We start from the raw sequence: 23,473 nt of genomic DNA, 5'->3' as shown, positions 1-23,473 counted from the left end.
AGAGATTATTATGACCAATTCCATCAACATGACGTCAATCAGCCTGCCGCCGCAGCGCTTTAACCAGCTCTTGTTATCTGATAAACCGGCCTGGCCGAATCAGATAAGGCGGGTGGGCAATGGCCAGCCCCGCGTGATATCAGCGTCCGGTAAAAAAGGATCTCATGTTGATCGTTCCGCCGGCGCGTCAAAAAACCGGGCGGCACGGGCAGCGGGTCAAGATAGCCTGCTTTCGTCCGGCGGGGGCGCCTTTGATCATAGCGTGACCGGTATCGCCCCCGCGGACGCGGACCGCGGCGCGGGGCAATCCGGCGCTGAAAAAATCATCTCCCTCGACGATTTTAAAACGCAATTCAATCAGCAGGGCCTGGAACTGCTGTTTCGCGCCAATCCCAAATGCGGCGCCGAGCTGCGGCGGCTGTATAACGACCCGGATGGCAACAGTATCGCCCGCGAGTTCAGGTTGCCCAATATCGCGGCGGTCTATCAAATGGCTACGCTGGCGCATCCCGGCGAGCAGGTAAAGCAGGAACTGGATGGCATCATACGGGAACTGACCGATATGATGGTCAAGGATGGCCTGGGCAAAAAATCGATCTTCGGCAGCCCGCAGCCGGGCAAGGCGTCCGCCTGCCTTAAAGTCGGCGCCCTGGAAAATAAACTGGTGGGCGTACTGGCGAAAATGTACGGCGAGGGCAAGCTGAATGCCGGGAAAATATTATATGAAAAACATATTATTCCTTTTGCGATCAAATATGTAGAGCAAAAAATATCCGGCAAGCTGACCGATGAGTCAATGCGGGAGTTCAGCCAGTACTTTGACCGCCATGCCTATCAGAAAACCGAGAATATTTTTCAGGGTATGGAAGACAATATTTCGGTGGATATCCGGACGATCGCCGATTCGTTTAATGTGCAAATCACCAAGCTCCATTTCCTGCGCGAGCTGGCGGACGGGCTGGCTGAATCCCCGACCGGGCCGGCCGGCGTTCAGCGGCCCGATGGTCCGTCCCATGCCGCCGGCCCCGAACCGCTGCCGGAAGTTCCGCGGCCCGGGCCAGAAGCCGGGCGCACGGCGCGCGATGATCATCAGGCTCCCGGCGCTACCTACAATACCTATAATTATTACAACAATATTTATGCGCCGACGCAGGTCTTCGCGCCCACCAACCAGACCTTCGCGCCCACCAACCAGACCTTCGCGCCCACCAACCTGACCTTTGCGCCCACCAATCTGACCTTCGCGCCCACCAACCTGACCTTTGCTCCGGCCAATAATACCGCGGCCCATGGCGACCGCCAGGCCGGCGCGTTTCCCCGCCCCGGCGCCGCGCGCGCGCGTTCGGCGGATAATCTTGCCGGGCGGCCCGCCACGGCAGCGCAAGTTGAACCGCCATCCGCCGGCCAGGCGCAGGGCGTACGAGCCGGCGAGCCATTAACCGCCGCGCAGGCGGAGTCAGCCGCCGTAAATTCCTTGGGCGCCCTCGCGCGCGCCTACTCGTTGCCGCCCGAAAACGCCGCGTCGCGGCGTACGTTTATGCTGACGCCGCCGCGGGATACTTCCCCGACCGGGATTGGCGGCGCGCAAGTAATGCCGGCCGGAAAGGCCAGCGCCGGCCGGCGGCCGCTGCCGCAGGTGGCCCAACGCACCGCATCCGCCATCAGGCGGGATTACACCGTGACCCAGCCGGCCCCGGCCGCGGCGGTCATCGATTCGCGGCCGGCGGCTATCCCCGCCCCCCAGCGTTCGGTTCCGCTGGCGCAACCGCGGGCGGTCATCGGCGACCGGGCGGCTCCCCGCCATGACGCCGGGCCGGCCGTGCTGTCCAACCAGGGCAAACGGCTGGCGCAGCATCCGCGCAGCCAGGCGCCGGTTACCCATTTCGCGCCGCTGAATCAGCCCGCCGAGGACCCGCAAGTCCTGCGGGCCGGGCTCAGGAAAGTTGATGTCGCGGCGCGCAATCCGCGCCCTGGACAAGAAAATAACGATCCGCGCGGCCCGCACACCGCTCAGGATGCCGGCGGCCGGCAAAATCCGCGCCCCGGGCAAGAAAATAACGGTCCGCATGGCCCGCACGCCGCTCAGGACGCCGCCGGCCGGCGGCCGCTGCCGCAGGTGGCCCAACGCACCGCATCCGCCATCAGGCGGGATTACACCGTGACCCAGCCGGCCCCGGCCGCGGCGGTCATCGATTCGCGGCCGGCGGCTATCCCGGCTCCCCGGCGCGCGGCTCCGCTGGCGCAACCGCGGGCGGTCATCGGCGACCGGGCGGCTCCCCGCCATGACGCCGGGCCGGCCGTGCTGTCCAACCAGGGCAAACGGCTGGCGCAGCATCCGCGCAGCCAGGCGCCGGTTACCCATTTCGCGCCGCTGAATCAGCCCGCCGAGGACCCGCAAGTCCTGCGGGCCGGGCTCAGGAAAGTTGATGTCGCGGCGCGCAATCCGCGCCCTGGACAAGAAAATAACGATCCGCGCGGCCCGCACACCGCTCAGGATGCCGGCGGCCGGCAAAATCCGCGCCCCGGGCAAGAAAATAACGGTCCGCATGGCCCGCACGCCGCTCAGGACGCCGCCGGCCGGCGGCCGCTGCCGCAGGTGGCCCAACGCACCGCATCCGCCATCAGGCGGGATTACACCGTGACCCAGCCGGCCCCGGCCGCGGCGGTCATCGATTCGCGGCCGGCGGCTATCCCGGCTCCCCGGCGCGCGGCTCCGCTGGCGCAACCGCGGGCGGTCATCGGCGACCGGGCGGCTCCCAGCCATGACGCCGGGCCGGTCGTGCTGTCCAACCAGGGCAAGCGGCTGGCGCAGCATCCGCGCAGCCAGGCGCCGGTTACCCATTTCGCGCCGCTGAATCAGCCCGCCGAGGACCCGCAAGTCCTGCGGGCCGGGCTCAGGAAAGTTGATGTCGCGGCGCACAATCTGCGCCCTGGACAAGAAAATAACGATCCCCACGGCCCGCACGCCGCTCAGGACGCTGCCGTCCTGCAAAATCCGCGCCCCGGGCAAGAAGATCGCGATCCGCGCGGCCCGCACACCGCTCAGGATGCCGGCGGCCCGCAAAATCCGCGCCCCGGGCAAGAAAATAACGGTCCGCATGGCCCGCACGCCGCTCAGGACGCCGCCGGCCGGCGGCCGCTGCCGCAGCAGGTGGCCCAACGCACCGCATCCGCCATCAGGCGGGATTACACCGTGACCCAGCCGGCCCCGGCCGCAGCGGTCATCGATTCGCGGCCGGCGGCTATCCCGGCTCCCCGGCGCGCGGCTCCGCTGGCGCAACCGCGGGCGGTCATCGGCGACCGGGCGGCTCCCAGCCATGACGCCGGGCCGGTCGTGCTGTCCAACCAGGGCAAGCGGCTGGCGCAGCATCCGCGCAGCCAGCCGCCGGCCAGGAGCATAGCGCCGCTAAACCAGCCCGCGGAAGATTTAACCGGCGTACTGGCCGGACTAAAAAATAGCGGTTCGGCATTCAGGAAAAAATATGAATAACCCCCAGAGGACCGGCGATAATCCCCTGATCCAACAAAATCTGCACGCCATGCTGGCGTGCAGATTGGGCCGCCAGCAACATGAAATCGCCGATAGTTGCCATCTGGTCAATGAACTTTATGTGGATTCCCTCGATCTGGTGGAAATTGAAATCGGCGTTGCCGAGACTTTCGGCGTCGAACTTACGGAAAGTGACCTGCTATCAATGGAAACCGTCGGGGATCTCCGCGCCATTGTGTGTGAAAAAATAGGGCATGCGGAAAAATAGCGGTAAATAATCCGCCGGGAAAAATTTCCCGGCGTTATCTCCACGTAAAATTCAACTTATTATAGGAGTTTCTTATTTCATTGAGCTTGGTTAAGTATATTTATACTCAATATTTTTGCCGAACTGTGTAATAATGATTTTACGGGTGCGTTGACCCGCTGGCTGATGTTCAACCCATTATTGTTTATAATTTTTAATATTATTTACGTAATTATTTATTGTCCATTTGAAGAATAATTTATCAGATTTTCATCATGAAGTGTTATCTCGCGGCATATTATACTCTGTCCCATCATGATCCCTTTGAGTGCTAATAAAATTTCAACATGCATACTGAACAAGGTAAATACCTCAGCCCTAATGACGCGGACCCTGACGTCATTATCGTCAGGCTGCTTAATGGAAAATTAAAAGGGTGTGAATATCATATTTCCGCGGGAAACACGCTGTTTGTCGCGGCAAGCGATGCCGGTCCTGCGGCAGGGGATCAACCGCTTTCCTTTCCCGAAGACTCCATATTCATTCCCGTCGACGGCGCGGGATTTAATTTCGAAATCATCCGCGATCCCGCTGCTGGCGATAACCTCCTGCTGCGCGAACTTGCCGATAACGCGGTGCGGGAATTGCCGCTGGCCACCCAGGAAGCCGTAACGGTCGGAACGGTGGTCCTGGCGGTGCGGCGGGCGGGGGAAGCCTGGTCTGAGGCGATACTCAATTATCAGCCCGGTCCCGTGCCGCTTCCCGTCCCGCCGCCAGCACCCGGTCCAAGGCGCTGGAAGATAGCCGTCCTGGCCGGCCTGGGGGCCATCGCCCTGGTTTTGGGGCTCGTCCAGGTCAAATGGGATAACCAGCAGCGGGAAATCGAGGCCCTGGCCGGCCGGCTGGGCGACGAACCGGGGAAATACCAAATATTGCCGGGGCGCGATGGGTTGATGTATGTGCTGGCGGGTAGCGAACGCGATGCCGTCTGGGCCAGGCAGGCGCTGGTGCGGTGGAAATCCACCCGGCAGGTCAGGACGGCCAATCTCAGCGAAGAATCGCAGCGTATCTGGCGCTGGCTGGGGCAGCACCACCCTTTTTTAATGGCGCACCAGATCCGGCTCGATAACCCGGAGCTGCCGGTGTTGCTGCTAAGCCGCCAGCGCGGCCGGCTCAGCGAGCAGCAGCAGGCGGCGCTAAATGAACAACTCCTGGCGCAACTGCCCTATGCCCGGGAAATTGCATTCACCGAAATCGATGACGAAGCCGTGGCCGGCCAGGCCGAGGCGGGGATTAAAAAGCTGGCGCTGCCTTATACCCGGGTTGATCACCCCGATAGCGTCACTTTCGTGATTACCGGCGCGTTGAACGATGGCGAACTTCAGCGGGTGCGTTTTTTCCTTGAAGAGCATGAACGCCGCTGGAGCGGACACTATGTGCAGTTCGCCGTCGAAATGATGGATGATTGGCTTAAAGGCAAATCATTCAAATTTGGCCAGCATGGGTACGTGAAAATGACCCCCGGCCACTGGTATTTCCCTAAACCTTAATACATCACAGGAGTTTCCCATGGGTTCAATCACCGCAATATACGACAAATTGGTTCCTAGCGTAGAAAAAGCCAATATCGCCACCCAGGACGCGTTGGAAAAGGCCAGCAGCGATCCATCCAATCCGATGTATCTGGCGGAATACCAGGCAAAGCTGAATGAATATAATATCGTCCAGAGCCTGAGTTCCACCGCGATTAAAAAAATAGCCGATCTCGATTCTTTGATTTTGTCGAAGTTCTAACGGTAATTAAAGGAAAAATCATGACCATTGAACGCATTGCGGAAATCAGCGCCAGCCGTATCGCGGATATCAGGCAAGATCCCCGGGATATAGAGTCAATCAGCAGCATCGCCCAGCAAAGCATGGCGGCTACCGCCGTCAATGTCGCCAGGCAAAAACAGGACATTGCCGGTCTGCTCGCTTCACCTGATTTATCCCATCCCGCTACGCTTGGGAGGTTACAAACCGGCATGTTGACCTACAGCAACGCCGTCACTTTTATCGGCACCGGGATGCGTAAAATCGTAGGGGCCGTGGAAACGTTGCTGCGATCATGAGGAGGATCAAACCTTTACTGATTTCATCTTTATTGGCCCTGAGCCTGACGGCCTGTAAAGATGAAGCGCTGCTTAAAGGCCTGGATCAACACCAGGCCAACGAGGTTATCGCTACGCTGCAGCGCAATAACATCGATGCCGCCAAGGTTGATAAAGGCAAGACCGGCTACAGCGTCAGCGTTAACAAAGCCGATATTCCCGCTGCGGTGGATTTGCTGAAAATGCATGCTCTGCCCGCCCAGCCCCGCATGGAAATTGCGCAACTCTTTCCCAGCGACTCATTGGTTTCTTCGCCGCGCGCCGAAAAAGCCAGGCTCTATTCGGCTATTGAACAGCGCCTTGAGCAGTCGCTGCAAACCCTGGAGGGGGTGCTGTCCGCCCGGGTTCATGTCAGTTATGACATTGAGTCGGCGGAGGGCGGGCGGGCGCCTAAGCCAATGCATCTCTCCACCCTGGTCAATTACCAGAGCGATGCCGATCCGACGCTGATGATTGGCGATATCAAGCGGTTTTTAAAGAACAGCTTTAACCAGGTCGAATACGACAATATCTCCGTCGTACTCTCCCGGCCCGCCTCGTTGCAACAGCATGCCCCCGTCGATACCCGGACGCGGCAGGCGGGGCAACGCACCTGGCCGATAATGCTGGGCGGCGGCATGGCGTTATTGCTTACGCTGGCGGGCGGCGGGTGGTATCTGCGCAGGGCCAAATTATCGCGACCCGGGCGGGGGCTTGCCGATGCAAACCATCCCGCCCCTTGATGTCATTTTGTTTGACCCGCTGTCATGGATGCATCCGCGCCGCTTGCCGCTGGCCCCGCCATTAAGCGGCTGCGGGCCGCGGTCCATTATCAACGATATGGTTATCGCGGCGCAGTGCTGGTCGACCCAGCGTCCGGAGGTGCCCGAGCACGGCCTGGCCGCGCACTTTATCCGCCATTGGCACGCGTTGCCGCAGGTCGCATTACTGATGGCCTGCCAGCGGCACCGGGCGCTGCTGTCCAGGCAGGGACGGTTGCGTTTATTGCCGGGCTGGGCGCGGCAATTTGCCGAGCTGGCCATCGTCGAGTCCTCGGCCGGACCCGCTGTCCCGGTGATCATGCCGGATACTTTGCTAGCCTGGGGGAAAAGCGAACTACTGGCCTGCGGGCCGTGGTTGCCGCTGGCCATACAACAGCGCATTCCCCTGTTGTTTTCACCCGATATGGATCGGAGCGATGGCGCTGCACCCGCTGCGCCTCCCAGTCCATTACTGATAAAGCTGGCTTGCCAATATGCCAAGAGAAATCCCGCTATTCCAGATGCCGCCGAGTTCAGGCGGAGTTTTAATCAAGCGTAAACATTTACTGCGCCAGCGGCAGTCCATTGATTTAGTCAACGATGCGCGCCGGCAAGCCGGCCGACTGGTCAAAACGGCGCAGGAGCAGGCGGACGATATCCGCCAGAAAGCGTATCGGGAAGGGTACCAGGAAGGCTTATTGACCGCCGCCGCCGCGGTTGCCGATTACCTTGCGCAGGAGCAGCGGCTGGGTACGGCATTGCAGGGGCAACTCAATGAACATGCCCGCCAGTTATTGTCCGCCGCGCTCAATCATCCGGATATGCTGCTGGAACTGCTGGACGAATGGTTGGCGGCCCTGCCCGGGCGGGACACGTCCGACACGCTGTGCGTGCTGCTGCCCGCAGCGGCCCGCGAGTCCCATGCCCGTCTGCAACACAAAATCCAGGCGGTGTGGCCGGGCAAAAGCCGCATTGAATATCATCCGGAAAACCGCTTCGTCATGAAATATGGCGATCGGCTGGCGGAATTCGATGCCGGCGATTTCCAGGCGGCCGCGGTGCGTCGTCTGACCGCCATTCCCACATTGCCCGAACAATGCCGCCAGCTTACCGAATCCGCGCAGCGGCGGTTACACGAACTGTTTTTACACCATCATGTCCTGAATAAGCCGGGACAAGGAGACAACGAACGATGATAACTTCTCTTTTCCCCGCCCGCGGGTCGGCTTCAAGCCAGCCGGACACGTTCGATCATTTGGCGGCTTCCGGTAAATCAGCCGTGCCGCTGGACCAGCGGATAAAAGAGCTGGCCGCGCCATCCCCGGCCGCCAACGCGTCGCCGATTTCAAGTGATATGGATCGGGCTTTTTATGCCGGGTTATGGGCAATCAGTCCGCTGAATGCTAAAACGGTAAAAGAATACGTGGTGTCCTTTAATCAGCGTTATACGCCGGCGCCTTATCCAAGCTGTGAGGCGCAAATTTCCCTGTTCGAGGGAGTATTAACCCGGCTGGAGCAAGAAGGCGAGACGGGGGAAATATATAAGGCGGTAGACGAAACGCGTATTCGCGCCAATAATGCGTCGTCCGTTATGCAACAAATGCTCCGCGATATGTTAACCAAAACTAATGAGAATGCCCAGTGGAAAATAGAATGGTGATATTTTACTCTTTGCGGAAATAGATGGATAAATAGATAAAATAAATTGAGCGAAATATGAAAATAATAATCTTGATTACCTTGGCGTTGACGCTAGCCGGCTGTTCTCATTCGCCGGGGCCCGGGAGCAATAAAAAAAATAGTAATACGGCTTATCTGAGCCAGGTCGCCAATCCGGGTTGTCTGCCAACTGCCTCAATTAATAATACCCTGACACCGCCGGCATTATACCAGGGTATGGTAAGCTGCGTGAAAGCGAACAATTTTAACGACGGTATATTGCTATATGCCCTGGCGGGCACCTATTCCTATTTCGATGCGCTGCGGGTCAATTCCGATCCGGCCAGGCAGGCGCATTCGAGCATGCTCGGCGAGGCGTTGAAACTGGTCAGCCATGCGCAGCAACAGGCATTCTGGCAGGCCCTCAACGGCCGGTTAAGCAATAAACAGCAATTAGCCGCGCTGTGCCGCCAGGTGCAGGAGATCGGCAAGCCCGTTTACGCGCCCGGCTACCTGCTGTCCCAAACCGGCGGCAGCGCAACGGGTATGCCCTCTGCCGCCGGCGACTCTTTATTGTGGAAACAGGCCCTTAACGGCTATTTGCATTGCGCCACCGATATCGTGAGCATCCGCTAAGCGACCGGCATGGTTCGGCCGCCGCCGGGTTCGCCCGGCGCGGCCATCGCTGCGGAAAAAACCCTGCTTTTTATCTTTCTTTTGGTTTCTTTCATTAGAAGTGTGACTCGGCTCAATAAAATAATATCTTAGCACTTGTATGGTAGTAGACATTATCTTCGTTTTTTGCCTATATCCAGGACTTCAATCGTGCAATTATCAACTAAGACATTACCTCAGTTATCCGGCAAGGTCGTTACGCCGGCGTATTCCCGCGACCAGCTCAAAACCCGCATTGTCCATCTGGGTTTCGGTGCGTTTCATCGCGCCCATCAGGCGGTGTTTGCCGACATATTGGCCGCCGAACATGCCAGCGACTGGGGCTATTGCGAAGTCAACTTGATTGGCGGCGAGCAGCAAATTAACGCATTAAAACAACAGGATCTGCTGTATTCGGTTTGCGAAATGAATGCCGATAACTGGAACGGCCGGGTGGTCGGGGTGGTGCGCGAAGCGCTGCACAGCGCGCTGGACGGTATCGATCGCGTAATCGAGGCCATGGTGCAGCCGGATATCGCCATTGTATCGCTGACGGTTACCGAAAAAGGCTATTGCTATTTACCGTCCACCGCCTCTATCGATACCGATCATCCGCTTATCCAGCACGATCTGGAATTCCCCCATCAGCCGCAGTCGGCCCCGGGCGTAATTATCGAGGCCCTGCGCATCCGCCGGGAAAAAGGGCTGCCGGCATTTTCGGTAATGTCCTGCGATAATATGCCCGAAAACGGCCACGTTACGCGCAATGTGGTGATCGCCCTGGCGAAAAACCGCGATGCGGCGCTGGCCGACTGGATTGAGCATCATGTCAGTTTTCCGTCCACCATGGTGGATCGGATCGTACCGGCGATGACTCCCGCCAGCCTGGAAAAAATCAGCGGCGTGCTGGGCGGCATGGAAGATGCGGTCGGGATAGCGTGCGAGCCCTTCAGGCAATGGGTGATCGAGGACAACTTCGTTGCCGGCAGGCCGGCATGGGAAAAAGCCGGCGCCGAACTGGTGGCCAATGTCCTGCCCTATGAAGAGATGAAACTGCGGATGCTGAACGGCAGCCACTCCTTCCTGGCGTATTTGGGTTATCTGGCGGGATATCAGTATATCGATCGCTGCATGGAAGATGATAACTATGTAAGGGCCGCCCGGCGGCTGATGCTGGAAGAACAGGCGCCGACCCTGCATACGCCGGATGTTGATCTCGGCGCATATGCCGACTCCCTGTTGGCGCGTTATCGCAATACCGGCTTAAAACACCGCACCTGGCAAATCGCCATGGACGGCACGCTAAAATTGCCGCAGCGCATGCTGGATTCCATTCGGGTGCATTTGGAGCGCGGTACGGCCTATCCCCTGTTGGCCTTGGGGGTCGCCGGCTGGATGCGTTATGTCGGCGGGGTGGACGATAGCGGCGAGACGATTGATATCAGCGACCCGTTAAAAAACCGCCTGGCCGAGATTGTGCAAAATTCCGCCGAGGGCAGGGCGCGGGTGGAGGCGTTATTAAGTCTCAAGAGCGTGTTTGGCGACGATCTGCCGGGTAATACCGCCTTTGTAAACAGCGTGGCCGATGCCTATGGGTTAATACAAACCCATGGCGCCAAACAGGCGGTAAGCCTGGTGGCGGGCAACAACGCCAACGCATAAAGGCCGGCGGCGGGTCCCCACGGCGATAGCGCAGGTAAGCTATCGCCGTGGGGGCATGCCGGCGTTGAATCAGGCGCGGATTATCCTGGCCGGCGGGTAAAGCCGCCGGCAACCGCGCTAGTGTCGATTATGCGGCAGTCCATTGCAGAATTGCGTTGGGGGAACAGGTATTATATCTTCAAATGCATTGTTAATACCTCAGGATCACATACACCCGCATGGATACACTTTTTCAGTTCAATAATAACGAACCGGTCAACCAGCAAATTTATCGGCTGCTGCGCAAAGATATCGTTGAATGCACCATACCGCCTGGTAAGTTATTGTCTGAGAAGGAAATAGCGGCCAGGTTTGCGGTTTCTCGCCAACCGGTGCGGGAAGCCTTTATTAAGCTGGCGGAAGTGGGGCTGGTGCAAATCCTGCCGCAGCGCGGCACCTTCGTCATGAGAATTTCCGCTAAGCGGGTGGCGGATGCGCGTTTTATTCGCCAGGCGATGGAGTGCGCTATCGTGCGCCGCACCGCCCAGGATATTACCCCAGCCCATATTCAACTGCTGGAGCATAATTTGCATCGCCAGGAATTGGCGGCGCAAAATCAGCAAATGCGTGAATTTTTTACTCTTGATGACGATTTTCACCGCTTGCTGACCCAAGTCGCGGATTGCCCATTGGCCTGGGATATTATTGAATCAATCAAAGCCACGATGGATCGGGTGCGTTTTCTCAGCCTCGAACAGGTCTCGCCGCCGCAAAGCTTAATCAGCCAGCATTATAAAATTTTTAACGGCGTGAAAGCCCGTGACGCCGACGCCGCGGAACAGGCGATGCGCGAACATCTGCAGGAATTAATTTACTCCATCACGCCAATCGCCCAGCAAAATAGCGACTGGTTTGAGGATAAATAACGCAAGAACGATTATTTCTTCATTAATGATTTCAAGTTGGCAAAAGGATTATGGGTGGCGACGCCCATATCTTTTTGCGCATCCTCGCCGGCCACCACGGTAGAACCGTATTGATCCGCCTCGGTATATTTCGAATGCTCATGGTCATGGCAATACAGGCACAACATTTCCCAGTTGCTGCCGTCTTCCGGGTTATTGCTATGATCGTGGTCGATATGATGCACCGTCAGCTCGCGCAGGTTGGAGTAAACAAACTCCCGCGAACAACGGCCGCAGACCCAGGGAAACAGTTTCAGGGCTTTTTCACGGTAGCCGGTCTCAAGCCGGGCGTAATTTTTAGGGATAAATGCCATACGGAACCTGTGATGTCAGAAAAAAGGGCATAGGGTATATTAGCGCTAAAGTGGCGTCCGCCGCTATATTTTAACCCGCCCCGGTTAAAGCGTCCACGCCATGAGCCGGTCATAGCCGGCAACAGGGTCTATGCTTTAATAACCGCGCCCGCCGGCGCGGCGGCTGTTTGGCCCATGTTACGCAGCCCATGTTACGCAAAGGGAAGCTGAGACTCTTGGATATCAATCATTTCATCGCCGAGTATGGCTATTGGGCGCTGTTTATCGGCTGCCTGGCCGAAGGGGAAACGGTGACCCTGCTCGGCGGTCTGGCGGCCCACGAGGGGCTGCTGCGCTACTGGGCGGTGGTGGCGGTAGTCGCCCTGGGGGGGATTGCCGGCGACCAATTGCTCTATTTTATCGGCCGCAGCTACGGCACCGCGGTATTACGTCGTTTTAAACAGGCTCAACCCAATATCGAGCGGGCCAACCGGTTAATTTTGCGCCATCCGCGGGGGTTTGTGATCGGGGTGCGTTTTATGTATGGCTTTCGCCTGATTGGGCCGTTATTAATCGGCGCCAGCCGGCTCCCGCCGGCCAAATTTGTGCCGCTCAATATCCTGGGCGCGGTGGCGTGGGCGCTGATCTTCGTCACGCTGGGTTACCTGGGCGGCCAGGTTATCGCGCCATGGCTGGAAAAGGTCGACCATCACCTGAAGTTCGGCCTGCTGGCGGTGGCGGCGCTGGTCCTGGTGTGGCTGGTGCCGCGCGCCGTGCGTTATGTGCTGCGCCGGCGGCGGCGTTAAACCCGTTATGTGATTGCCGTCTCAACGCTCTATTCACATGCCCAAATAAAGCGTCTGAACCGGCGCACCGATTTGGGCTAATGACCGCAGCCGTGCCTGCGCCGGTGAGTTATGCTCGTTATCACGACTAAAATTTTTACCGAACGTTATTTTTTGACCCTATTTAAATTATCAATATTGGGCTATGAACTCTCCCGCCGCTATAACACAGGGGGAATAGGCATGGCTGATTTAAATAATTAAAATTATCAAGATATCCATATTTTTTATTGCATTAAATCACTTTTCCCCTAAAGAAAACAGCCCCGGTGCCGATAGTCATACCATGAGTTTCCATTTATTACACATCCTGTAATTAAAAATGGCGATATTGATATCCGCAGAGGTAAGGCGCTAGATTTAATGAATAAAATAAATAGCTTAAAGGTTTCCCACAAACTTTACGCCGGTTTTGGCGCAGTGCTGTTGCTGGTGGTGATAGCAACGTTCCTCAGCGTCCAGCGGTTTAAAGATATACGGGATATATATGAAAAAACCAACCTGATATATAATATCAATATTGATGTGTTTCAGGTTAAGGTTAATCGGGTCAAATACCTTTATAGTTCGGATGATGCGGTAAGAAAAGTGATGGCCGGTTTTATCGATCATGCCGGCATGCTTACCCGCGACGCGCAAAAATTAAAATGGGATAAAACATCCCAAGATAACATTAATAATATAGAACGTCATTTGGCTGATTTTCATAAAACCCTGGGCGAGATGGGCGGCTATGCCCAGGCAGGGGCGGCGCTTAAAATCCAATTAGACGATTTATATCGCCAGGACCCAAGCCAGACCTTCAGGACCGAACTCGCTGCTTTACCGGTTAATGTACCTGCTGATGTAGCGGCTGGTGTACCGATTAATCAGCCGGGCGATGATGGCTGGCAAGCTAAAACCAATCAGCTGATTTTATTATTTTCCGAACTCAAAAACGGTTCTTACCAACTGCGCCTGCAGGGGAACGACGATGCCCTGAAACTGCTGCAAACCCGGTTCGCCCAGGCGGAGAAAGCGTATCGGGATCTGCTGCCCGCGTTGACCCCGGAGCAAAGAATTCCGGTGGATAAGTTTTGGGGCGGCTTTATCCAATATAAGAACCTCAGCGAGGCGTATTATGCCAATTTCCAGCGGTTGGGCCAGGCGGAAAATGCCGTCAAGACGGCGGGGGATAAAAGCAGCGCCGCGGTAAAAACCATTATTGATATTATCAAGGTGAAAAATGACGAACTCGCCAACCAGTCATCAAACATTACCATTTTCATTGGCCTGATTGCCGTGATTCTCGGCGTGCTGGTATCGTGGTATATCACCCGGCAAATAACCATACCGGTATTGCAAAACCTGTCGTTGGCGGAGCGTATCGCCAATGGCGATCTCAGCGCGTCCATCGAGCCGGATCGCCATGATGAACTGGGGCAGCTCACCGCCGCCATGGGTAAAATGAATGGCAAGCTGCGCCGCATGATCGCGGATATCCGGGATTGCGTCGGCACAGTGACCTCGTCCGCGGACAAAATTGCCGCCGGCAATAACGATCTTTCCTCGCGCACCGAACAGCAGTCCGCCGCCGTGGTGGAAACCGCCGCCAGCATGGAAGAGTTGACCTCCACCGTGAAGAATAATGCCAATAATGCCCGGCATGCCAGCCAGATCGCCGCGCAAGCGTCCCTGGACGCCCATAAGGGCGGCGATGTGGTAAAGAATGTGGTGAAAACCATGGATGAAATTTCCGCCAGCTCCCGGAAAATCACCGATATCACCGCCGTCATCAATAGTATTGCTTTCCAAACCAATATCCTGGCGCTGAATGCCGCCGTGGAGGCCGCGCGGGCCGGCGAGCAGGGGCGTGGATTCGCGGTGGTGGCCGGAGAAGTGCGCCATTTGTCGCAGCGCAGCTCCGTGGCGGCGAAAGAGATTGAAGGCCTGATCGCCCAGACGGTGTCGCGGATTGCGGCGGGAACCAAATTGGTCGCCGATGCCGGCGGCACCATGGACCATATCGTGGCGTCGGTCGAACGGGTCAATAATATCATGGGCGAGATTTCATCGGCCTCGGAGGAGCAAAGCCGCGGCATCGAGCAGATAGCGCGCGCCGTCGGCGAACTGGATATCACCACGCAGCAAAACGCCACGCTGGTCACCGAATCGTCCGCGCAGGCCAATACCCTGGAAGCGCAAGCGGCGTTGCTGGCGACCATGGTGGCCAATTTCCGTTTGGCCTGAACCGGCTGACGCGGGGGCGCTACGGCCGGTATAAGGGGATATCTTCGCCGACAATATATTTATTGCGCAAGACGGATGAGATTTTGTCCATGGCCATCACGATAGCCACCATAATCAGGGTGATGAACATCACGACATCCCAGTTCCATAAGCGCATGTTCTCGGCGTATACCAGGCCGACCCCGCCCGCGCCGACAAAACCCAGCACCGCGGCGGAACGGGTATTGGACTCAATCTGATACAGGCTGAGCGCCAGGAAGGTCGGGAAGGATTGGGTAAAAATGGCGTACCGGTGCTTTTGGATATTATTGGCGCCCACCGCCGTCAGCCCGCGGCCGGGGGATTGATCCACCGCTTCATGTCCTTCGGCGTACAGCTTGCCCAGCAGGCCGATGTCCTGCACGATAATCGCCATCACGCCGGCCAGCGGACCCATGCCCAGCGCCCGTACGAACACCATGCCCCAGATGGCCATGTCGATGCCGCGGAAAATATCGAACATATGGCGGATGCCCGAGGCCACGGGGCGTAAAAACGGCGCCGCCATCACATTACGGGCCGCCAGGAACGAGAGCGGCAGCGCGATCGCCGACGCGGTGATGGTGCCCACCCAGACGATGGCCACGGTAATAAAAATCTGCTCCAGGTAGTAGGCGAAGGGCCAGGACGCGACATCGTGCCAAACCAGCATGCGCAGGAAATAGCGGCCTATTTGCTGGCTGCCGTTAACCAGCCGGGGCCAGGGCAGGCCGTAATTAAGGAAAAAAAACACGTAATACAGCACGACGACCGCGGCAATCAGCCCGACGCGGCGCAAATAGCGGTTTTGCCGGGCGAATATCTCGCCGTGCTGCTGCTTGATGTGTTGTATCGCCTGCGGAGATAACCTCTGGGTCAACATTATTTTTTACCCTCGACGACCCATTTACGCAGCTTGCCCGACAGATAATCCAGCAATGCCACCACCAGAATAATCAGCAAGAGCGTCATGCTGACCTGATCGTATTGATCGAGTTTGATATTGGTCATCAGCTCCTGGCCGATGCCGCCGGCGCCTACCAGCCCGAGAATGGTCGACAGGCGGAAATTGATTTCCAGCCGCATAAAGCTATAGGACAGGAAAATCGGTTTAACCTGCGGCCACAAACCGAAACGCATAGTTTGCAGCGTGCCCGCGCCGCAGGCGGTCAAACCGCGCACCGGCTTATTGGAGGCGCTTTCCAACGCTTCGTAAAACAGTTTGGTCAGGCTGCCGATGGTGTGCAGCGCCAGCGTCAGAAAACCGGGAAACGCGCCGATGCCGAACGCCATCACGAACATCACCGCCCATGCCAGCTCCGGCATGGTTCTGAGAAAAGCCACCAGGGTACGGATGGTGAAGCGCAGCGGCGCGGGGCTTTTGGTATTGCCCGCCGCCAGGAAGGCCAGGGCGCTTGCCGCCAGCACCGAGATTATCGTCGAAGCCAGCGCCAGCTGCACGGTGTCCCAAATCAGCGGCAATTGAATATGCAGGCGGTATCCCCAGTAGGGCAGCGAGCCCTGGGTATGGCCGTCGGCGAACAGGAGTTTCCAGTGCAGGACGGGAATAGTCTGTGCTAAATAATCAAGAAAATGCGGAATCGCGACCCATACCGCATAAAGATTGAATTCGGCAATATTGCCGGCACCGAGATATAACACCACCAACACCAGCGACCACAGCAGGGTGTCGCGTTTTTGTTTGCGGCGCACCTGATGGTAATAATGAGTGAAATCGGTATTCAAAATAAGCCACCGGTGTGACGCCGGCCGTGAACCGCCGGCCGGCGCGGGTTAATAAACATCACGGGTCGGTTAACGGTTGCCTTTGGTCAACTCGCGTTTCAGATCGATAATATCCTGGTATTCGCTCAGGGACGTATTTTCGATATGCTGCTTGCCGCCGACCGCTTTGATAAAGCAGCCGTGATCTTCTTTATCCAACTGTTTGATGGCGGCCACCAGCTTGGCTTTAAAGTCCGCCGGCAACGAGTTGCGCACTAAAATCGGGCCGTTGGGGATCAGCGGCGATTGCCAGATGATACGGATTTGTTTCATTAAATCGGGATGATCCGCACGGATCAACCGGCCGAAGGCGCCGGAGTTATAACCGCTATTATAATCGCCCACCATTGACGCCCAGGTTACCGCGCCTTCGAACTGGCCGTTGAGGACGCCGAGGATGTCCTGTTCATGGCCGCCCGAGAACGTGATGCTGGAAAAAAAGTTGTTGTATTTATTATCGATATTGCCGCCGAACTGTTTTTTGAACACATGGTCGGGGGTCAGGTAACCGGAAGTGGAATCCGGATCGGCGAAACCAAAAGACTTGCCTTTTAAATCTTCCAGTTTTTTATAAGGGCTGTCGGCTTTTACCACGACCACCGAATGATAGCCCCGCGACTGGTCGGCATCATCCACTACGATCCCGACCAAATCCACCGCCTTGGGGTTATTCAGGTAGACCGAGGCGTAGGATGAGGGCGACATGCTTAATACCATATCCACTTTATCGCCGAGAATGCCCTGAATGACGCCAGAATAATCGGAAGAATTACGCAGTTTGGTATCGACGTTTAACGTCTTATCCATGAACTCCTTCACACACATATTATCGCCAATTTGCTGCGTGGCGTTTTGTCCGCCTAATATGCCCAGATTAAGCTCTTTGGGTGCGTCTGCCGCATTACCGTTGCAAGATATTATCGCGCCGGCCAGCAGTGTTATCACGGAAAGTATTTTGTTCATTAGAATAGCCTTTGTGTGTGAATAGGAAAAAGAAATAAAACTCATGACGCCATGTTTTTCGTGCCGGTACGGCGTGCGTAAACCGGTCAATGAACCTGGGGGGCTTCCTCACCGTATAATGCCTGTAATATCGATTCATCCAGCATGTCGGGACGGCCGTCAAAAATGATTTTACCCTGGGAAATACCAATCACCCGGGTACAATATTGTTTTACTAATTCGACCGAATGCAGGTTAACCACCACGGCAATATCATTTTCCGCCACCTTTTGCAGGGCATCCATAATACGCCGGGTATTCTTGGGATCGAGGGAGGCCACCGGCTCATCAGCCAGCATGATTTTCGGGTTTTGCATCATGGCCCGGCAAATGGCCACCCGCTGCATTTGGCCGCCGGACAGGTTTTCCGCCCGTTGCAAAGCGTGGGGCAGCATATTCAGCCATTGCAATAATTCAATGGCCCTGGCGCGATCGCCGTCATCGAATACTTTAAAAAATGACTTAAACGTAGAGGTGTGGCTCAGGCGTCCCAGCAGGACGTTGGTAATGACATCCAGCCGCGGCACCAGGCAGAAATCCTGGAAAATCATGCCGCACTGCGCTCGCCATCGCCGCATCTGGCGCGCGGTCAGCCTGGCGATATCCAGCGTGGAACCATCCTCCTGATAATGCAGCATTTCACCGCCGGAACTCGGGATGGTGCCGTTTAGCATATGCAACAAGGTGGATTTACCGGCCCCGGACCGGCCGATAACCGCGACCAGTTCACCGGCGAAAAGATTAAAATTGATATTGGTCAGTACATTTTGCTGCGCTTTGAATTGCTTATTTAATCCTTTGACCGCCAATACTTGTTTTTGGCGGCCCGGCAGTGGTTCATGGTAATGGGCCTGCGCCAGTTTCAATATTGCCTGTGCCATAATTATGCTCCGGAATCGGGCTATCAACAGGATATGGGATGTATTAAGGGTTTAATTTATGACAACAGGATGATCGTTATATGATGGTCAGATGACGCCTGCGGCGCTTATTGGATGAATATGTAAAGGGCCTTTGGGCTATATTACCATCCGGTCGCCAGCATAGTGGCGCCGGCATTATTATTCATATTTACGTCACCTCGGATTAACGTAATTGTCATCTGGCCCCCGCACCATGATAAGCAATTTCATCACGGGATTTTTTATCATGGCCCCCATTATCCACCCCCTTTGTTCCGCCGGTGCTCGTCATGCCATGCCCCTTCGCGGAGTATTTTTTTATGCTTAACTTGTCTAGACATCCGACCAGTTACCCCACCCGCTATCAGGAAATCGCCGCGCTGCTGGAGCAAGAAGTGCGCGCCCGCTATCGCTGCGGTGATTATCTGCCCTCCGAACAGCAGCTGGCGCAGCGTTATCAGGTGAACCGCCATACCCTGCGCCGGGCGGTGGATCAACTGGTGGACCGCGGCTGGCTGCAACGCCGGCACGGCATCGGCATCCTGGTGCTGATGCGCCCCTATGACTATCCGCTGCATGCCCGCACCCACTTCAGCCAGAATCTGCTGGATCAGGGCAGCCATCCCACCAGCGAATTATTGCTGGCGGTGCTGCGTCCCTGCAGCGAAGCGGTGGCGAGCGCGCTGTCCTGCGACGCGGGAGATACCGTGATCCATTTACGCACCCTGCGCCGGGTCAACGGCGTACCGCTGAGCGTCATCGACCATTACCTGCCGGATCTGGGCTGGTGGCCCGCCCTGCAGCAGTTTCGCAATGGATCGCTGCACGACTTTATCAAAACCCGCCTTGACCAGGGGCTGGTTCGCCGGCAAACGCGTATCAGCGCCCGGCGTTCGCAAACCAAAGAAAGCCAACTGCTGGAAGTGGCCAACCAAATTCCCCTGCTATGCGTGCGTACGATTAACGCCTGCGCCGGCAGCGACCGGGTGGCGGAGTATTCCTACACCCTGTCGCGCGCCGATATGATCGAACTGACGATGGAGCACTGAATGTTTACCCAACAACAACGGCAATGCTGGATGGCGGTCTTGGCGGCCAGTCCCCCGCAGCAATTAAAGGCCCATTGGCAGGCCTTGGATCTGCGGGTGGATTTTCACCTGGTGCGGGCGCCGGAAATCGGGCTGACCCAGCTGCAGGCGCGCATGGGGGCGACCGGGCGGCGGTTTGTCCTGGGCGATATGACGGTCACCCGCGCGGTGATTCGTCTGACCAGCGGCGCCTATGGTTACAGTTATGTGGCCGGGCGCGATAAGGCGCACGCCGAACTGTGCGCCCTGGCCGATGCCCTGCTGCAACTGCCGGCGCACCATGAACAGTTGCAACAGCGGCTCATTGAGCCGCTGGCCGCCCTGCGCCGGGAACATCAGCAGGCGCGGGCGCGGGAAATCGCCGCCAGCCGGGTTGATTTCTTTACTCTGGTAAGGGGGGATAACTAATGGAGTTACTGGCGGGATTTACCCAGCCCATTCACCAATCCCAGCAGGCGTTTCGCCTGATCCTTAAAGCCCTGGGCGAACCGGGCGTGCGGGTCACGCTGGCGGACGTGCCGGGATGGGGCGCCATCGGGCCGGCGGCGACCAGCGTGCTGCTGACGCTGGCTGACGGCGCAACGCCGGTCTGGCTCAGCCCCGCGCTTGGGGAGCAAACGGTGATGGATAACCTGCGTTTCCATACCGGCGCGCCGGTGGCCGAACGCCTGGACGCGGCCGCGTTTGCCTTGTTCGATACGCTGCCCGGCGCCGCGCAGTTGGCGGCGCTGTCCAGCGGCAGCGAAACCTCCCCTGAGTTCAGCGCTACGGCGGTGGTGCAGGTCGCCAGCCTGAGCGAGGGCGCCGCGCTGTATCTGAGCGGCCCGGGTATTGAAACCCGCCGCCGGATAAGCCCGGTCCTGCCGGCGGCGGTGCGCAATTATCTGCTTAACCGGCCGCGGCGTTTTCCGCTCGGTATCGATTTTCTGCTGGTTTGCGGCGAGGGCCTGATGGCCGTGCCGCGCGCCACCCATGTGGAGGAATGCTGATGTACGTTGCGGTTAAAGGCGGGGAACAGGCTATCGATGCCGCCCATCAATTACAGAACCACCAGCGCCGCGGCGATGCGGCCCTGGCGGCGCTGGACTGCGGCCAAATCGAGCAACAGCTCGGTCTGGCGGTGGATCGGGTGATGACGGAAGGGGGGATTTACGATCGGCAATTGGCGTCGCTGGCGATTAAACAGGCCAGCGGCGATTTGGTCGAAGCCATTTTTTTGCTGCGGGCCTACCGCACGACGCTGCCGCGCCTGGCGGTCAGCGAGCCGCTGCGCACGGAAAATATGCGTCTTGAGCGCCGCATTTCGGCGGTCTATAAGGACCTGCCCGGCGGCCAGGTCTTGGGGCCCACCTATGACTATACCCACCGGCTGCTGGATTTCACCCTGCTGGCGGAAGGCGGCGACGCGCCCGCGGCGCCGCGGGCCGATGAACCGCTGCCGGAAACCTGCACCCACGTTTTCGACCTGATGGGGCGCCAGGGGCTGGCGCCCGCGGAGCGGGACGACGGCGCCCAGCCGGACGATATCACCCGCCATCCCCCCGCCTATCCCTGTTCCCGTTCGGCCCGCTTGCAACAGTTGGTGCGCGGCGATGAGGGATTCTTACTGGCGCTGAGTTATTCCGGCCAGCGCGGCTACGGCCGCACCCATCCGTTCGCCGGCGAAATCCGCTGCGGCTACCTGACGGTATCCATCGTGCCGGAAGAGCTGGGGTTTGCCATCGATATCGGCGAGATCCTGCTTACCGAGTGTGAAATGGTCAATGGTTTTGTCGATCCGCCGGAACAGCCGCCGCATTTTACCCGCGGTTATGGCCTGGTCTTCGGCCGCGCCGAACGCAAGGCGATGTCCATGTCGCTGGTGGATCGCGCTTTACAGGCTCCCGACTACGGCGAGCCGGTCGATAGCCCGTCCCAGGATGAGGAGTTTGTACTGGCGCACGCCGATAACGTGGAGGCGGCGGGCTTCGTCTCCCATCTGAAACTGCCGCACTACGTGGATTTCCAGGCCGAGCTGGAATTGCTCAACCGCCTGCGCCGGGAATTTACCACGCGTGCGGGCGCACCGGGGGAGAACCGGCATGAGTGAGATCTTGACCGGCTACAATCCGGGCTATCTGGATGAGCAAACCAAACGCATGATCCGCCGGGCGATTCTCAAAGCGGTGGCCATTCCCGGTTACCAGGTGCCGTTCGGCGGACGGGAAATGCCGATGCCTTACGGCTGGGGCACCGGCGGCGTGCAGCTGACCGCCAGTATTATCGGCAGCGACGATGTGCTGAAGGTCATCGACCAGGGCGCGGACGACACCACCAACGCGGTGTCCATTCGCCGTTTTTTCCAGCGGGTATCCGGCGTGGCCACCACCGTGCGCACCAGCCTGGCCACGCTTATCCAGACCCGGCACCGTATTCCGGAAACGCCGCTGGCCGCAGGCCAGATCCTGATTTACCAGGTGCCGATCCCCGAACCGCTGCGCTTTATCGAACCGCGGGAAACCGAAACCCGCAAAATGCACGCCCTGGAAGAGTACGGGGTGATGCAGGTGAAGCTGTATGAGGACATCGCCCGCTACGGCCATATCGCCACCACCTACGCCTATCCGGTGAAGGTCAACGATCGTTATGTGATGGACCCGTCGCCGATCCCCAAGTTCGACAATCCGAAAATGCATATGATGCCGGCGCTGCAACTGTTCGGCGCCGGGCGTGAAAAACGCATCTACGCGCTGCCGCCGTTTACCAAGGTGGCCAGCCTGGATTTCGACGATCACCCCTTCAGCGTACAGCAGTGGGACCAGCCCTGCGCGCTGTGCGGGTCCCGCCACAGCTATCTGGATGAAGTGGTACTCGACGATCTGGGCAACCGCATGTTTATTTGCTCCGACACCGACTTTTGCCAACAGCAACTGGAGCAGCATTCCCATCAGCAAGAGGCGCAGCAGCCATGACCTTTGTACCGCTTTCCTCCACGCCGCTTCTGTCGGTGGAGCATCTGACGCACCTCTACGCGCCGGGTAAGGGATTTAGCGACGTGTCGTTCCAGATCTATCCCGGCGAAGTCCTGGGCATCGTCGGCGAATCCGGCTCCGGCAAAACCACGCTGTTAAAATCGATTTCGGCGCGCCTGGCGCCGCAGGCGGGACGGATTATGTACCGGCCGGGCGAAGGCGCGGCGCGGGATCTCTACGCCATGGCCGAGAGCGATCGCCGCCGTTTGCTGCGCACCGAATGGGGCGTGGTGCACCAATATCCCCTGGACGGGCTGCGCCCCCGGGTATCAGCCGGCGGCAATATCGGCGAACGCCTGATGGCGATGGGCCAGCGCAACTATGGCGATATCCGCCGTCAAGCCGGCCGCTGGCTGGAAGATGTCGAGATTCCGGTCGCGCGGATTGATGATTTTCCCACCACGTTTTCCGGCGGGATGCAGCAACGGCTGCAAATAGCCCGCAATCTGGTGACTCATCCGCGCATGGTATTCATGGATGAACCCACCGGCGGGCTGGATGTTTCCGTGCAGGCGCGGCTGCTCGATCTGCTGCGCAATCTGGTGGTGGAAATGCAGTTGGCGGCGGTGATCGTGACCCACGATTTGGGCGTGGCGCGGCTGCTGGCCCATCGTTTATTGGTGATGAAGCAAGGCGTGGTGGTAGAAAGCGGCCTGACCGATCGGGTGCTGGACGATCCCCATCATCCCTATACCCAATTATTGGTTTCGTCGGTCCTCTCCTGAAGTGGGTGACATTACGCTATGGGCAACAA

25 protein-coding genes are annotated in these 23,473 nt (G+C 57.9%); 20 read left to right on the top strand and 5 right to left on the bottom strand.

Annotated elements, in window-relative coordinates; all coding sequences use genetic code 11:
• The first annotated feature begins 10 nt into the window (after nucleotides 1-10).
• From ACL2XP_RS22985 to ACL2XP_RS22930, 12 genes are all read left to right on the top strand, one after another.
• Nucleotides 11-3,490 (top strand): hypothetical protein, encoded by a 3,480-nt coding sequence (locus ACL2XP_RS22985; RefSeq protein WP_413735578.1) that lies wholly within the window; start codon nucleotides 11-13, stop codon nucleotides 3,488-3,490.
• A complete protein-coding gene (locus tag ACL2XP_RS22980; RefSeq protein WP_413735577.1) occupies nucleotides 3,483-3,758 on the top strand; it encodes an acyl carrier protein in 276 nt (91 codons plus the stop codon). Before ACL2XP_RS22985 ends, ACL2XP_RS22980 begins: the two co-directional genes overlap by 8 nt.
• 326 nt (nucleotides 3,759-4,084) lie before the next feature.
• Nucleotides 4,085-5,287, top strand: a complete 1,203-nt coding sequence (locus ACL2XP_RS22975) for a PrgH/EprH family type III secretion apparatus protein (protein WP_413735576.1) — start codon at nucleotides 4,085-4,087, stop codon at nucleotides 5,285-5,287.
• 19 nt (nucleotides 5,288-5,306) lie between these two features.
• Nucleotides 5,307-5,531 carry a type III secretion system needle filament subunit SctF gene (gene sctF, locus ACL2XP_RS22970; RefSeq protein WP_413735575.1) on the top strand — a complete coding sequence of 75 codons (225 nt, stop codon included), beginning with the start codon at nucleotides 5,307-5,309 and terminating at the stop codon, nucleotides 5,529-5,531.
• A 20-nt stretch (nucleotides 5,532-5,551) separates the two neighbouring features.
• Entirely contained in the window at nucleotides 5,552-5,848 is a 297-nt protein-coding gene (gene sctI / locus ACL2XP_RS22965) for a type III secretion system inner rod subunit SctI (protein ID WP_413735574.1), read from the top strand.
• Nucleotides 5,845-6,609, top strand: a complete 765-nt coding sequence (locus tag ACL2XP_RS22960; protein WP_413735573.1) for an EscJ/YscJ/HrcJ family type III secretion inner membrane ring protein — start codon at nucleotides 5,845-5,847, stop codon at nucleotides 6,607-6,609. The genes sctI and ACL2XP_RS22960 overlap by 4 nt, the downstream gene beginning before the upstream one ends.
• Nucleotides 6,587-7,186, top strand: a complete 600-nt coding sequence (locus ACL2XP_RS22955; RefSeq protein WP_413735571.1) for a type III secretion apparatus protein OrgA/MxiK — start codon at nucleotides 6,587-6,589, stop codon at nucleotides 7,184-7,186. The genes ACL2XP_RS22960 and ACL2XP_RS22955 overlap by 23 nt, the downstream gene beginning before the upstream one ends.
• On the top strand, nucleotides 7,122-7,823 hold the full coding sequence (locus tag ACL2XP_RS22950) for an HrpE/YscL family type III secretion apparatus protein (protein ID WP_413735570.1): 702 nt from the start codon (nucleotides 7,122-7,124) through the stop codon (nucleotides 7,821-7,823). The genes ACL2XP_RS22955 and ACL2XP_RS22950 overlap by 65 nt, the downstream gene beginning before the upstream one ends.
• Nucleotides 7,820-8,287 carry a hypothetical protein gene (locus tag ACL2XP_RS22945; RefSeq protein WP_413735568.1) on the top strand — a complete coding sequence of 156 codons (468 nt, stop codon included), beginning with the start codon at nucleotides 7,820-7,822 and terminating at the stop codon, nucleotides 8,285-8,287. Before ACL2XP_RS22950 ends, ACL2XP_RS22945 begins: the two co-directional genes overlap by 4 nt.
• A gap of 248 nt (nucleotides 8,288-8,535) precedes the next feature.
• Nucleotides 8,536-8,922 (top strand): hypothetical protein, encoded by a 387-nt coding sequence (locus ACL2XP_RS22940; RefSeq protein WP_413735566.1) that lies wholly within the window; start codon nucleotides 8,536-8,538, stop codon nucleotides 8,920-8,922.
• Between the two features lie 189 nt (nucleotides 8,923-9,111).
• Nucleotides 9,112-10,602, top strand: a complete 1,491-nt coding sequence (locus ACL2XP_RS22935; protein WP_413735563.1) for a mannitol dehydrogenase family protein — start codon at nucleotides 9,112-9,114, stop codon at nucleotides 10,600-10,602.
• Between the two features lie 218 nt (nucleotides 10,603-10,820).
• A complete protein-coding gene (locus ACL2XP_RS22930; RefSeq protein WP_413735562.1) occupies nucleotides 10,821-11,507 on the top strand; it encodes a GntR family transcriptional regulator in 687 nt (228 codons plus the stop codon).
• Nucleotides 11,508-11,518: 11 nt separating this feature from the next.
• Here the strand turns inward: ACL2XP_RS22930 and yajD are convergent, their stop codons facing one another.
• Nucleotides 11,519-11,860 carry an HNH nuclease YajD gene (gene yajD / locus ACL2XP_RS22925; protein WP_413735561.1) on the bottom strand — a complete coding sequence of 114 codons (342 nt, stop codon included), beginning with the start codon at nucleotides 11,858-11,860 and terminating at the stop codon, nucleotides 11,519-11,521.
• Nucleotides 11,861-12,075: 215 nt separating this feature from the next.
• On the opposite strand from yajD, the gene ACL2XP_RS22920 reads away from it, so the two are divergent.
• Entirely contained in the window at nucleotides 12,076-12,645 is a 570-nt protein-coding gene (locus ACL2XP_RS22920; RefSeq protein ID WP_413735559.1) for a DedA family protein, read from the top strand.
• Nucleotides 12,646-13,047: 402 nt separating this feature from the next.
• Nucleotides 13,048-14,913 (top strand): methyl-accepting chemotaxis protein, encoded by a 1,866-nt coding sequence (locus ACL2XP_RS22915; RefSeq protein ID WP_413735558.1) that lies wholly within the window; start codon nucleotides 13,048-13,050, stop codon nucleotides 14,911-14,913.
• 19 nt (nucleotides 14,914-14,932) lie between these two features.
• Here the strand turns inward: ACL2XP_RS22915 and phnE (ACL2XP_RS22910) are convergent, their stop codons facing one another.
• The 4 genes from phnE (ACL2XP_RS22910) to phnC form a co-directional block, all read right to left on the bottom strand.
• Nucleotides 14,933-15,814 carry a phosphonate ABC transporter, permease protein PhnE gene (phnE, locus tag ACL2XP_RS22910; RefSeq protein ID WP_413735557.1) on the bottom strand — a complete coding sequence of 294 codons (882 nt, stop codon included), beginning with the start codon at nucleotides 15,812-15,814 and terminating at the stop codon, nucleotides 14,933-14,935.
• A complete protein-coding gene (phnE, locus tag ACL2XP_RS22905) occupies nucleotides 15,814-16,677 on the bottom strand; it encodes a phosphonate ABC transporter, permease protein PhnE (protein WP_413735556.1) in 864 nt (287 codons plus the stop codon). Before phnE (ACL2XP_RS22905) ends, phnE (ACL2XP_RS22910) begins: the two co-directional genes overlap by 1 nt.
• A 69-nt stretch (nucleotides 16,678-16,746) precedes the next feature.
• Nucleotides 16,747-17,679, bottom strand: a complete 933-nt coding sequence (gene phnD / locus ACL2XP_RS22900) for a phosphonate ABC transporter substrate-binding protein (protein ID WP_413735555.1) — start codon at nucleotides 17,677-17,679, stop codon at nucleotides 16,747-16,749.
• A gap of 86 nt (nucleotides 17,680-17,765) precedes the next feature.
• Nucleotides 17,766-18,599 carry a phosphonate ABC transporter ATP-binding protein gene (gene phnC, locus ACL2XP_RS22895; protein WP_413735554.1) on the bottom strand — a complete coding sequence of 278 codons (834 nt, stop codon included), beginning with the start codon at nucleotides 18,597-18,599 and terminating at the stop codon, nucleotides 17,766-17,768.
• 341 nt (nucleotides 18,600-18,940) lie between these two features.
• Between phnC and phnF the strand changes: the two genes are divergently transcribed.
• From phnF to phnK, 6 genes are read left to right on the top strand one after another with little or no spacing between them, the layout of a single operon-like run.
• Nucleotides 18,941-19,669, top strand: coding sequence for a phosphonate metabolism transcriptional regulator PhnF (gene phnF, locus ACL2XP_RS22890; protein WP_413735552.1), 729 nt, complete (start codon nucleotides 18,941-18,943; stop codon nucleotides 19,667-19,669).
• A complete protein-coding gene (gene phnG, locus ACL2XP_RS22885) occupies nucleotides 19,670-20,116 on the top strand; it encodes a phosphonate C-P lyase system protein PhnG (protein ID WP_413735551.1) in 447 nt (148 codons plus the stop codon).
• Entirely contained in the window at nucleotides 20,116-20,697 is a 582-nt protein-coding gene (phnH, locus tag ACL2XP_RS22880) for a phosphonate C-P lyase system protein PhnH (RefSeq protein ID WP_413735549.1), read from the top strand. Before phnG ends, phnH begins: the two co-directional genes overlap by 1 nt.
• Entirely contained in the window at nucleotides 20,697-21,797 is a 1,101-nt protein-coding gene (locus tag ACL2XP_RS22875) for a carbon-phosphorus lyase complex subunit PhnI (RefSeq protein ID WP_413735548.1), read from the top strand. Before phnH ends, ACL2XP_RS22875 begins: the two co-directional genes overlap by 1 nt.
• Entirely contained in the window at nucleotides 21,790-22,659 is an 870-nt protein-coding gene (locus ACL2XP_RS22870; RefSeq protein WP_413735547.1) for an alpha-D-ribose 1-methylphosphonate 5-phosphate C-P-lyase PhnJ, read from the top strand. Before ACL2XP_RS22875 ends, ACL2XP_RS22870 begins: the two co-directional genes overlap by 8 nt.
• Nucleotides 22,656-23,444: a phosphonate C-P lyase system protein PhnK gene (gene phnK / locus ACL2XP_RS22865; RefSeq protein ID WP_413735546.1), complete on the top strand. Its 789-nt coding sequence runs from the start codon at nucleotides 22,656-22,658 to the stop codon at nucleotides 23,442-23,444. The genes ACL2XP_RS22870 and phnK overlap by 4 nt, the downstream gene beginning before the upstream one ends.
• Nucleotides 23,445-23,473 lie beyond the last annotated feature (29 nt).

The sequence above is a fragment of the Sodalis sp. RH21 genome, from assembly GCF_047324175.1.
Classification (GTDB): Bacteria; Pseudomonadota; Gammaproteobacteria; order Enterobacterales; family Enterobacteriaceae; genus Acerihabitans.
This window is presented reverse-complemented; position numbering and strand designations above follow the sequence as displayed.

Bases quoted from the DNA above. Each gene is read 5' to 3' on its own strand.
- ACL2XP_RS22985 (WP_413735578.1), top strand. From the start codon at position 11: ATGACCAATTCCATCAACATGACGTCAATCAGCCTGCCGCCGCAGCGC.
- ACL2XP_RS22980 (WP_413735577.1), top strand. From the start codon at position 3,483: ATGAATAACCCCCAGAGGACCGGCGATAATCCCCTGATCCAACAAAAT.
- ACL2XP_RS22975 (WP_413735576.1), top strand. From the start codon at position 4,085: ATGCATACTGAACAAGGTAAATACCTCAGCCCTAATGACGCGGACCCT.
- sctF (WP_413735575.1), top strand. From the start codon at position 5,307: ATGGGTTCAATCACCGCAATATACGACAAATTGGTTCCTAGCGTAGAA.
- sctI (WP_413735574.1), top strand. From the start codon at position 5,552: ATGACCATTGAACGCATTGCGGAAATCAGCGCCAGCCGTATCGCGGAT.
- ACL2XP_RS22960 (WP_413735573.1), top strand. From the start codon at position 5,845: ATGAGGAGGATCAAACCTTTACTGATTTCATCTTTATTGGCCCTGAGC.
- ACL2XP_RS22955 (WP_413735571.1), top strand. From the start codon at position 6,587: ATGCAAACCATCCCGCCCCTTGATGTCATTTTGTTTGACCCGCTGTCA.
- ACL2XP_RS22950 (WP_413735570.1), top strand. From the start codon at position 7,122: ATGCCAAGAGAAATCCCGCTATTCCAGATGCCGCCGAGTTCAGGCGGA.
- ACL2XP_RS22945 (WP_413735568.1), top strand. From the start codon at position 7,820: ATGATAACTTCTCTTTTCCCCGCCCGCGGGTCGGCTTCAAGCCAGCCG.
- ACL2XP_RS22930 (WP_413735562.1), top strand. From the start codon at position 10,821: ATGGATACACTTTTTCAGTTCAATAATAACGAACCGGTCAACCAGCAA.
- yajD (WP_413735561.1), bottom strand. From the start codon at position 11,860: ATGGCATTTATCCCTAAAAATTACGCCCGGCTTGAGACCGGCTACCGT.
- ACL2XP_RS22915 (WP_413735558.1), top strand. From the start codon at position 13,048: ATGAATAAAATAAATAGCTTAAAGGTTTCCCACAAACTTTACGCCGGT.
- phnE (WP_413735557.1), bottom strand. From the start codon at position 15,814: ATGTTGACCCAGAGGTTATCTCCGCAGGCGATACAACACATCAAGCAG.
- phnD (WP_413735555.1), bottom strand. From the start codon at position 17,679: ATGAACAAAATACTTTCCGTGATAACACTGCTGGCCGGCGCGATAATA.
- phnC (WP_413735554.1), bottom strand. From the start codon at position 18,599: ATGGCACAGGCAATATTGAAACTGGCGCAGGCCCATTACCATGAACCA.
- phnF (WP_413735552.1), top strand. From the start codon at position 18,941: ATGCTTAACTTGTCTAGACATCCGACCAGTTACCCCACCCGCTATCAG.
- phnG (WP_413735551.1), top strand. From the start codon at position 19,670: ATGTTTACCCAACAACAACGGCAATGCTGGATGGCGGTCTTGGCGGCC.
- phnH (WP_413735549.1), top strand. From the start codon at position 20,116: ATGGAGTTACTGGCGGGATTTACCCAGCCCATTCACCAATCCCAGCAG.
- ACL2XP_RS22875 (WP_413735548.1), top strand. From the start codon at position 20,697: ATGTACGTTGCGGTTAAAGGCGGGGAACAGGCTATCGATGCCGCCCAT.
- ACL2XP_RS22870 (WP_413735547.1), top strand. From the start codon at position 21,790: ATGAGTGAGATCTTGACCGGCTACAATCCGGGCTATCTGGATGAGCAA.
- phnK (WP_413735546.1), top strand. From the start codon at position 22,656: ATGACCTTTGTACCGCTTTCCTCCACGCCGCTTCTGTCGGTGGAGCAT.